The organism is Streptomyces sp. NPDC097619 (assembly GCF_040302735.1).
Lineage (GTDB): Bacteria > Actinomycetota > Actinomycetes > Streptomycetales > Streptomycetaceae > Streptomyces.
In genome coordinates this window covers 1-1,756 of record NZ_JBEOSD010000320.1, presented here as the reverse complement: position 1 = coordinate 1,756, position 1,756 = coordinate 1, and the positions used below count along the sequence as shown (strand labels likewise).

Sequence of the window (1,756 nt, the reverse complement as noted above, 5' to 3'; positions counted from 1 at the left end):
CCCTCCCTATTTGGGGGGGGGGGGGGGGTCGCGTGCGGCGGGCGGAGCGCGGGCCCCGGCGCGGGGCCCGCGCGTCAGCCGGTCAGCGAGCCTCGACCATGCGGGCGAAGACGACCACGTTGCCGTCGTAGCCCTTGGCCTTGGAGTAGCCGCCGCCGCAGGTGATCACGCGGAGTTCGGCGTGCCCGGTGTCCCCGTACACCCGGGCCCCGGGGAAGTTGTCCTTCGAGAAGACCTCCACCCCGTAGACCTCGAAGACGGCGGTCTTGCCGTCGTAGCGGGCCACCTCGATGTGGCTGCCCTTGCGGACCGAACCGAGCCCGTAGAACACCGCGGGCCCCTGGGCGTTGTCGACGTGGCCGACGATCACCGCGGAGCCGCGCTGCCCGGGGGCGATGCCGTTGAGGTACCAGCCCGCGAGGTTCGGGTCCTGCGGGGGCGGGGCGTCCACCCAGCCCTCGGCGTCCAGGCCCACCGCCATCACCGGCGCGTCCACGTTGATGGAGGGGATGCGGACCCGCTCCACGGTGGAGTGTTCCATCGTCTGCAGGTCCGGCGGCGGCGTGGGCGCGGCGGTGGCGAGGGTGTCGGAGTGCACCCCGACCGCCGCGGCGGCGGCGGGTTGGGGCGGCCCCGACCCGGTGTCCGCGCCGTTCCGGACCATGGCGAGGCCGGTGAGCATGACCAGGGCCAGCACCCCCCAGGGGGACCGCCTCCTCGGCGTCTGCTCCGTCTCGTCCTCGGTCATGGTGCTCCCTTCCCGACGCGGTCCGGACCGCGTTCTCTTCCCCCGCCGACTTCCGTCCCTCCCCGCCCTACGCACGCTAGGTCGCCTCGGGGCAACCGGCGAGGAGGGGAGGGCGAACGGGTGTCGGGCCCGAAGGGGGGTGCGCCCATCCGAGTAAATGTCATATAAGAAGCTGACGGGTCGTGACCTGCGGATCCGTCAGCGACACGCGGAGCGGCGGGTCCGTCGCCTCATTCGGGCGGACCAATCCCCGAGATGCGGCCCCGACGACCGCAGGTGAGGGTTCGTCACGGGAGGCGTTCTCGTCGATCCTCCCGGGGCCATCGCTCCGGGGCGCTTCCCGCTGGAGGTTCCACACCATGCGTGCTCTTCGCGCCCTCACGGTGACCGCCGCGGCCTGTGCCGCCGTCGGTCTGGCAGCACCGCTCGCCGTCGCGACCAACGGTCCCAGTAATGTGACGGTCAACCCGTTCTCGGTCCACCAGGGCTCCACGATGCAGGTCAGCGCCTCGGGCTGCGGTCACGGCGGCACCGTCTGGTCCCACGGCAACTTCCCGCAGACCGCCCTCTCGGCCGGCCGCATCGGCTTCGCCACGGTCCGGATCTTCAACCACGCCTCGCCGGGCAACCACACGGTGTCCGTCAAGTGCCACGACAACAGCCTCATCGCCACCCACCAGTTCCGGATCCTCGACGGCCGCGGCGCCCAGGGCGGCATCGGCGGTTCCTTCGGCCCGAGCTCCACCGAGACGGCCATCGGCGCCGGTCTCGTCGGTGTGGCGGCCCTCGGCGCCGGCGCGCACCTGATGCGCCGCCGCCGTACGGTCCGCGCCGGAGCCTGACCCGCCCCACCCGGCGGACCCCCGCGGGTCCGCAGCCGAACCGCCCGGAGCCCCGAGTCCTGTCCAGGACTCGGTTCTTCGCCAACATGACGCAGTCGCAGATCGGCGAGGAGGTCGGCATCTCCCAGATGCACGTCTCCCGACTGCTGACCCGCACCCTGGCCCA

The 1,756-nt window shown here is 72.7% G+C and carries 2 protein-coding genes and 1 pseudogene; 2 read left to right on the top strand and 1 reads right to left on the bottom strand.

Annotated elements, in window-relative coordinates; translation table 11 throughout:
• Positions 1-82 precede the first annotated feature (82 nt).
• A complete protein-coding gene (locus ABTZ17_RS36760) occupies positions 83-748 on the bottom strand; it encodes a class F sortase (protein WP_352200172.1) in 666 nt (221 codons plus the stop codon).
• A 359-nt stretch (positions 749-1,107) separates the two neighbouring features.
• On the opposite strand from ABTZ17_RS36760, the gene ABTZ17_RS36755 reads away from it, so the two are divergent.
• Positions 1,108-1,590, top strand: coding sequence for a hypothetical protein (locus tag ABTZ17_RS36755; protein WP_352200171.1), 483 nt, complete (start codon positions 1,108-1,110; stop codon positions 1,588-1,590).
• 68 nt (positions 1,591-1,658) lie between these two features.
• Positions 1,659-1,756 (top strand): annotated as a pseudogene (locus ABTZ17_RS36750) (sigma factor-like helix-turn-helix DNA-binding protein); the annotation flags it as partial.

Bases quoted from the DNA above. Each gene is read 5' to 3' on its own strand.
- ABTZ17_RS36755 (WP_352200171.1), top strand. From the start codon at position 1,108: ATGCGTGCTCTTCGCGCCCTCACGGTGACCGCCGCGGCCTGTGCCGCC.
- ABTZ17_RS36760 (WP_352200172.1), bottom strand. From the start codon at position 748: ATGACCGAGGACGAGACGGAGCAGACGCCGAGGAGGCGGTCCCCCTGG.